Here is a 7,905-nt window from a genome sequence, read left to right as displayed (position 1 = left end):
ATATCTTTATTTGCAGGAACGGTAAGCCAAGCCTCTGCCTGCTGTTTTCGCCTTTCAGCAGTTCCGTTTTTCTAAGGGAAACGTTACCCCTCTCCCCCTCATGCTGTGCCCGCAGGTTCGCTTGCAAACTGGCGGCATGATGTACCGCATGCTTGCCGAACTTTCCCGCCAACAAATCCATGACATCGTAAATGCGCGACATTTTCTCGATTTTAACGGCATCATCGAAAAGTGAGAATTGAACGTTTCTTACGGGCATCAAATCCGCCAGCACAACGCCGGTAAGCCGGTAAAGAATGTCTTCCCTGTAAAGCGCGTTAAATCCTTCTTTGACTATTTCGGAAATCTCCATGGGGTAGGATGAAGGACGATCCAGCCTGCACTCCAACCCTTGGTCCCTGAAATCATGGCTTCTCGTCAAAAGAATGAGCTTTTTAGCGGCTAGGTTATGCCGCCTTGCCTTTATGCAGGCATTTTCAAGGTTTTTGAAAAGCTGGGAAAAGACGTATGCCTTGTCCGAGGAAGGCGGTGTAAATGTCTTTGTCTTGCTTATGGACTTGTAGGAACTCTTCGATTCCGTTGAAACCGGATACGCGGTTCTCCCGTTTAATTCGTTCCATATCTCCCTGTACGGTTTGGAAAGGCGTTTGGCGACAAACCGTTCGTCCTTTCTGGCGAAATCCAACGCGGTATCTACGCCGAATTTCCTTAACAACGCCGCCGTGTTTTTCCCGATCCCCCAGACTTTTTCTATTGGGAATTTTTGCAGAAAAAGCGGAATATCCCTTCCCGTTACCGCCACAAGGCCATGCGGTTTTTTATGTTTCGAGGCGAGTTTTGCCAGGACTTTTGTAAGGCTTACCCCCACGGAGACGGGAATATCCAGCTCTCTTTCCACGGTGTCCCGCATCTTTTCCGCAATCTTTTCGTAGGAGGCGTGGTGAACCCGCCTTAGCCCGGAAAGATCGACAAACGCCTCGTCTATCGAATACTCTTCCACCGTCGGGGAAAAGCGCCTGATTATCTCAAACATTCTCACGGAAAAAATGCTGTACATCTCGTAATCGGAGGGAAGAAAAACCGTTTCGGGGCAGGCTTTTTTCGCCTCAAAAAGCCGCATAGCCCTTTTGACGCCACGCCTCTTAGCCTCATAACTTGCGGCCGACACTATGCCCCGCTCCTTTCCCGTTACGACGGGTTTTCCTTTAAGGCTGGGCTGGACGGCCTGCTCGCACGAAGCAAAAAAGGCGTCGGCATCCAAATGCAAAATAGCTCTCGGCCACCTTTCAAGGGTTATCGACCCGGAACCCATCACTCCTCCTTAAGGAAGTTTTTTAGCTATACTTCCTGATAACTGCCGTAACTACACCGGCAATGCTCAGTTCCCTTTTCGGCCTTATCGGTTTATATGCCGGATTTGCCGGAACAAGCGTTACGCTCTTGCCTCTCTTTCTCAAGAACTTCATAGTCCACTGGTCATCCACACAGGCGATAACTATGTCGCCGCTTTTCGGACTAAGGCTTTTATCGATCAGTACCATGTCGCCGGGGATTATTCCTGCTTCCGACATCGAGTCGCCGGAAACTTTCAGCATGAAGGTTGCGTTTCGGTTCTTAATGAGGAATTCATCCAAGGAGAGGATATCGGCCAGTTCCTCTTCCGCCGGGGAGGGGAAGCCCGCCTCCACCGTGCCAAGCACCCTGACGCCGGAAAAAGGCGGCATCGAAAGAGGGATGAGCTTTCCCTTTTTGTCCTTTTTAAGGAGGTTCATCTTTTCGAGCTTCGTAACAAGTTTGGACACGGCATTCTTTGACTTAAGCCCTGATATTTCACCAAGTTCCGAAAAACTCGGCATTCTCCTGTTCTCACGGTAGAACTTCGCCAGCGCCTCCATTCTTAGGTCCAACCTGCCTGCCTCCATGATTTCATTATAGGTGAACGTTCGTTCACGTCAAGCATATTATTGAGTAGCGTATAAAAGTAACCTGGATTTATTGTCACTCATATAAAGTTTGGAAAACCGCATGTTTTTGACGTTGCAGGCAAAATTTTTTCCACCAAGAATCGGATAAAACGAAGCAAAGCGGAGTTTCGGCGAAGCCAAAAGCCTCAAGGACAACCATAGGGAAAAAATTTGAGACGATCCACTATAAAACCTTGAAACCTCGTAAAATATGAGCATGGAAAGTCTCAATAAATGGATCGGTTATAAACAAGCCGTTTTGTCGAAAGGCAATCTGGAAGAGGTTGTTTTAGACGAGGACCTGCTATCACTTGCCCGCCAGGAAAGGGAAGCCGATCCGGCGGCCGATTTGAAACTGCTTAAGGAAGCAACTCCAAAATTGCGGAGCTTTGTTTACAAAGAGCTAATCGGAAAAACCCATTTCCATGACCCGGAAAAAAACAAAGGAAAACCGCCGGAAGAATACATCGGGTCTTTTGAAGATTATAAAAGGAAAAAGGCCGTCTTTATAGAGAGAGAATGCAACGGCAGACAGGTGATCTTCGACATGGCGTGGAATTACATCCTCCAGAACAGCGACAAGGAATTTCACGACCGGTTGATGGCTTTTTACACTTACAACTTTGGCTTGAACGTCAAAGAAATAAGCAGTTCGCCGCTCATCATTGAAGAAAAGAAGTTATCGAAGGAAATGATGAAAAACAAGATTATCATACACCTGCCGGAAGGCAGGATGATTCTCCTTCCGAAAAAGGCAAGAATCATGGTGCTTTCCCGTCACGGTGAATCCGTTCACAACTCGAATAAAAAGAAGGTCGGGCGCAGATGCAAAAAGGGGCAGGTTATTACCGAAAGCGGAAAAGGCAAGGCAAAAGAACTATCGGCGAAAATGGCGGATGCTTTGGGAATCGTGCAAAAAACCGCCATGGCCCACGGTATTTCGATAGATATGGGAGCATCACGCGTTACCGTTAGTGAAAGTCCGAACACAAGACAGGTGGCGGAGATATTCCTGAAAACTTTCTCGCAACGCGCGGGAATACCGTCTGAAAAACTGCCGTCTATCGAGTCCGATCCCGCGAACAATTCACAGGATTTCGGCCTTGAAACAAACCTCCCCAAAACCATGGAAAAAGAAATGCTGCAAACGGCAACCGGCCTGTCCGCGGACGAGACGAAAAAATTCATCTCGAATCCTTTCCGGATTTTTCTGGGAAGCGGTGCACATAAAATCGACTATTACCTGGAAGATATTCTTTCTTTAAGGAAAAGGATGGAAACAGGGGATGAATCGGCTTTGAATTTTGCTTTCACGCATTCCAGCCGTCTCAATAATATCCTGATTTTTCTCGATAAAAGACCGTTTCACGAGGCATACGAAACACTCAGCAAGGAACGGGAAAGCGTGGAAACATCGATAATGATCGCCTACAATCCCGAAACCAGGGCTTATACCGCCTATGACGCGCTTGTGGGCGAAACCACCATACGCAAAAAACAGCGCATCGAGTTTCCTGTTGAGATAACAAGGGAAGAAATAAAGCGGATCGGCATACTTTTCAGCGGCGGCGTGGCGCCGGGCATGAACAATATTCTGAAGTCGGTAATTATCACCTGCGAAAAACATGAAGTGGATTTGGCGGTAATTCGCAACGGCCTTAAAGGATTGACTTTGGACCTTCCGCTTTACGGAGAGCTTCCTCAAGATCATTTTCATCACTTGCTGGGCGCGCCGGGAGCGCGTCCGGGAGCGGGAAGATATCCCGAATTCACAAATCCCGGAGCCGTTGAAAAAACGATTTACCACATTCGTAAAAGACGACTCGACTTTCTGATCTGCGTGGGAGGCGACGGTACGATGCAGGCGGCAATGACATTGTCGGAGAAAGGCGTTCCGGCAGTGGGCATTCAATCAAGCATCGATAACGACGGGCACGGCTACACCATAGGCGAGGAATCGGCGGCTTCTCATAACGCCGACAAGATAAACAGCTTCCATAAGCCCGATTCGGGAGCCATGATCGATTACGTTTACGACGTGGTAGTGATGGGAAGAGATTCCGGCCATCTAGCTTCGGACACCGCCATCTTGACCGGACCCGCGGGACTGTTCGTACCGGAAATTGTGGTTACTCAGGAAATCATTAAACGCGTGGCGAAAAAGATTATCTGCGGTTTTGAAATAGGAAACAGTCACGTAATCGTGCGTTCGGAACACCACACTCTGGAAAAAGTGCCCATACTGCTGAAAAAAGAGATGGAAATGCTGCTGGGACATACGGTAAAAATTGCCACCGAAATTATCGGACGGGAACAAAGAAACGCCAATGTTGTATATACCGACGGCCAATTGGCGCAAAAAATGGGATTTGAAGCCGTAAAGGTTATTTTACAAAATCCATCCGGGACCAGGGGAAAAGCGCTGGCTTCTTTCGACAAAGATACGGTCAATCTGGAAGACCTTCCTTATGTGATAGCAAATCCAAATTCTTTTGACATTAAAATGTACTACGAGTGGCTGGAACATTACGGAAGCCTGACAAAAGAAGACGAAAAGAACTTGGCCTCCCTATAAATAGGTAAAATCACTGTATGTGCGGAAGGTTTACATTGGCCTCATCGATTGAGGAAATTATCAAGCAGTTCCAGCTAGGCAAATATGTGGAAATAACAAAACGATATAACATTGCACCCTCACAGCTTATTCCTGTTGTGCGTAGTGCGGACGGTGGAAGGGAACTGAAAATGCTCAAATGGGGGCTTGTGCCATCATGGGCGAAAAAACCGGAGATCGGAAATCGGATGATAAACGCCAGGGCGGAAACGGTAAATGAAAAACCCTCATTCCGCGCGGCCTTCAAAAAGCGTCGGTGCATCGTTCCCGCCAGCGGCTTTTATGAATGGAAGCGCACGAAAAGCGGAAAACAGCCTTATTACATTCGCATGAAGGATAAAAAGCCGTTGGGTATAGCCGGTCTGTGGGAAATATGGGAGGGGCCGAAAGAGGTTATCGAATCGTGCACCCTTATAACCACCGGTGCGAATGAGATTGTCGGCAAACTCCATGATCGGATGCCCGTGATATTAAGCCCAAACGATTATGATAAGTGGTTAGACTCGGCGGTTGATCCTGAAAGCCTTAAAAAACTATTGCGCTCTTTTCCGTCACACGATCCGTCGCAGGAGCCGTCACGGGAGATGGAAGCCTATGAAGTATCAAAGGAGGTTAACGACCCTAAAAATGAAAATATACGGCTTATTGAACCTCTTTAGCCCCAGGATTCATTTCACTATTCTTCAAAAATACTAATCCGCCCACACTTATTAGGCACATTTCAAGCCCAAGGCAATGGCAAGGAGATAACTATATGAACCCCTTTAACATCACCTGAGATTCAGGTAAGATGTAATCGGAGTTTCATCAATTAGAATATTTCATCAAGTGGGGTTAGGGCATTTTGATGTATATCCGATTGTTTCTTCCGGCTATTATCTTTTTTGCTTCCAATATTGCGTTCGCATGGAAATTTGAAAATATTCTTATTTATCAGCTACTTGAGCTTTCACAAATACGGCACGTTTCATGAATAAATATAAAGGCATATAAACTATGGGCGGCAGGAACCTGACCGGAAATACACGGGGTACGTACGGCATGACGGCGAGATACATATTCGCCCTCAGTCTGATAGCCCTGCTCTCGATTACAGCTTACTACAGTTTAAGCAACGTCATCGAGACCGAGGAGACTAGCGCCGCCGTCGTAAATGTGAGCGGACGCCAGCGAATGCTATCGCAGCGCATCGCTCATTATGCCCACACGTTTGCTGACAAACATTACAGCATATCAAACGATGAAAACCTCAAACCGCTATTGGATGCAATCAACCTCATGGAAAAGTCGCATGAAGGCCTGGTTTACGGCGATCCGGCTTTGAACCTCCCGGGAAATCCTTCCCCAAAGGTACGTTCGATGTATTTCGATTCTCCCATGTTTTTGGACAGGCAAGTCCGCAAGTATATATCCGAGGCCAGGGTTATTATCAATACCCCGGATAACGAACTTTCGTCTAAAAATCCTCAACCCCGCTACATTTTTTCCGCAGCCAAAACGAGATTAATAAACTCCCTGGATGCGATGGTGAAGCAGTACCAGATTGAAAGCGAAGTGAAGGTTGCCAAACTTCATAGCTTTGAAAAGGCTGTGTTGGCAATTACCCTGTCGGTTTTGCTGATGGAGGCGCTATTTATTTTCCGTCCCATGGTGCGCCGTGTTCATCAGAAAACGCGGGAATTGATAAGTTCAGAACAAAAGACTCGCGCCATAGTCACAACGGTTGGAGAAGGCATAATCACCACAGGCCAGGACTTGCGCATCCGCTTAGTGAATCAGGAACTTTGCAAAATCTTCGGTTATACGGAGGATGAACTGATAGGCCGGAACATCACAGTTCTGATACCGGAAAAATACCGGGCCGCACATTTAGCAGGCGTAAAACGCTATTTAACGGAAAAAACCGCGAAAATATTGGGACGGCGTCTTGAATTGGAAGGCCTCCGAAAGGATGAGGCGGTCTTCCCGCTTGAAGTCAGAGTGGAAGAGGCTTTTCCGCAGGAAATCGGCGAAAGGCTTTTTACGGCGGCAATTCGCGACATTACCGAGCGCAAGAAAGCGGAAGAGGCATTATCGTCAAACGAAGAGAAATATCGTCTTCTCTTTTCCAACATGCTCGATAGTTTTGCTCTACATGAGATTGTAGTAGATGAAAATAATAAACCGGTAGACTACGTTTTCCTTGAAGTTAACGATGCGTTTGAAACCATGACCGGATTGAAACGGACTGACATAATCGGTAAGAAAGTTACTGAGGCATTGCCTGGAATTGAAAACGATCCCGCCGACTGGATAGGCCTGTATGGGAAAGTCGCCCTTACAGGAGAGGTGGTCAGGTTTGAGCAATATTCCGAGTCTTTGGGTAAATGGTATTCAGTGTACGCCTATAAACCGCAGCAGAATCAGTTTGCGGTGATTTTTGAAGACATCACCCAGCGCAAAAAAGCGGAGGAGGCTATACGGGAAAGCGAGGAGAAATTCCGCAACCTTGTGGAAAACTCGTTTGAATGTATCTGTCACTTAGACGTGAATGGCCGGTATCTTTACATGAACCCCAGCGGAATACGGCTCAATGAACTGGAAAGCATGGAAGATATTCTGGGCGTGGATTGTACTGAAAATGTAAAAGAAGAATTCAGATCCGTTGTGAATGAGGCGCTCGATTTAGCGCGTAAGGGAAAGGTGATGGGAATAGAATACGCTTCATATTCCAATAAGGGAAGAGAAATGTGGTGGGAATCGTTCATCACTCCGGTTAAAGACAATAAAGGCGTTGTTGTCAGCTTGATGAAAATATCTAGAGATGTAACCGAACGAAAGCTCGCCGAGGAAGTGCTGATGGAAAGCGAAGAGAAATACCGCGACCTGTTCGAGAAGTCAAAAGACGCCGTATATATTACCAGCAGGGATGGCAAATATATCGACATCAACCGGGCGGCGCTTGATCTTTTCGGTTATACAAAAGAAGAGATGCTGGAACTTGACGTGCTGAAAACATACGTTAATCCCGATGACAGGGAGAAGTTTCAGGAGGAAATAGAGAAGACGGGATACGTGAGGGATTATGAGATTCAGTTCCAAAAGAAAGGTGGAGTAAAGATGGATTGCCTGCTCACGTCATCGGTTCGCAAAGGCACTGACGGAAGCATTCTGGGATACCAGGGCATTATCCGTGACATTACCCAGGATAAAATACTGCAACAACAGCTTATCCAGTCGGAAAAGCTCTCTTCCATCGGAACGTTTGTTGCCGGTGTCGCTCATGAGCTGAACAATCCGCTTACCGCCGTTTCGTTGTATTCGGAATCACTGAAAGAATATGATCTC

General features: G+C 46.9%; 5 protein-coding genes. 3 read left to right on the top strand and 2 right to left on the bottom strand.

From position 1 onward, the window contains the following. Positions 1–1,312 (bottom strand): DNA polymerase Y family protein (locus V3S16_RS13735; RefSeq protein ID WP_413885882.1); only part of this gene is annotated, 1,312 nt, incomplete at its 3' end. Between the two features lie 22 nt (positions 1,313–1,334). Beyond that, positions 1,335–1,907: a transcriptional repressor LexA gene (gene lexA / locus V3S16_RS13730; RefSeq protein ID WP_413885880.1), complete on the bottom strand. Its 573-nt coding sequence runs from the start codon at positions 1,905–1,907 to the stop codon at positions 1,335–1,337. 274 nt (positions 1,908–2,181) lie between these two features. On the opposite strand from lexA, the gene V3S16_RS13725 reads away from it, so the two are divergent. From V3S16_RS13725 to V3S16_RS13715, 3 genes are all read left to right on the top strand, one after another. Beyond that, entirely contained in the window at positions 2,182–4,539 is a 2,358-nt protein-coding gene (locus V3S16_RS13725) for a 6-phosphofructokinase (RefSeq protein WP_413885878.1), read from the top strand. A gap of 17 nt (positions 4,540–4,556) precedes the next feature. After that, positions 4,557–5,237: an SOS response-associated peptidase gene (locus tag V3S16_RS13720; RefSeq protein WP_413885876.1), complete on the top strand. Its 681-nt coding sequence runs from the start codon at positions 4,557–4,559 to the stop codon at positions 5,235–5,237. Between the two features lie 337 nt (positions 5,238–5,574). Next, positions 5,575–7,905 (top strand): PAS domain S-box protein (locus V3S16_RS13715; RefSeq protein WP_413885874.1); only part of this gene is annotated, 2,331 nt, incomplete at its 3' end.

The sequence above is a fragment of the Candidatus Desulfatibia sp. genome (genome assembly GCF_036446775.1).
In the GTDB taxonomy this organism is placed as follows: domain Bacteria; phylum Desulfobacterota; class Desulfobacteria; order Desulfobacterales; family UBA11574; genus Desulfatibia_A.
This window is presented reverse-complemented; position numbering and strand designations above follow the sequence as displayed.